The sequence below is a fragment of the Bacillus sp. SIMBA_154 genome, from assembly GCF_046536015.1.
GTDB classification, from domain to species: Bacteria; Bacillota; Bacilli; order Bacillales; family Bacillaceae; genus Bacillus; species Bacillus pumilus_P.
Genome location: NZ_JAWJBV010000463.1, coordinates 1 through 252, shown reverse-complemented (window position 1 = coordinate 252; position 252 = coordinate 1). Strand labels below are relative to the sequence as shown.

Sequence of the window (252 nt, the reverse complement as noted above, 5' to 3'; positions counted from 1 at the left end):
GACAGCAATCTAGTTGTGACCAATAACGCTACTGATAATACTGTCAATTATAATCTTGCTCAAGATATCGACCTGGGTCCTGCAGGCAGCGTGACCACAGGCAACACCGTCACAAACAGTGCCGGCGTTAGCATTACTGATGGTACTAACGTAACCACTATGACGTCACCAGGCACCAATGTTACAGATGGCACCAATACTAGTGACTATGGCTCAGAAGGCTTTACCGCAACTGATGCTGCTGGTAACAAC

1 protein-coding gene is annotated in these 252 nt (G+C 47.2%); it reads left to right on the top strand.

The window, feature by feature from the left end:
- The coding region (locus R0K30_RS22790) for a hypothetical protein (RefSeq protein WP_410613218.1) at positions 1-252 on the top strand (252 nt) is incomplete at both ends.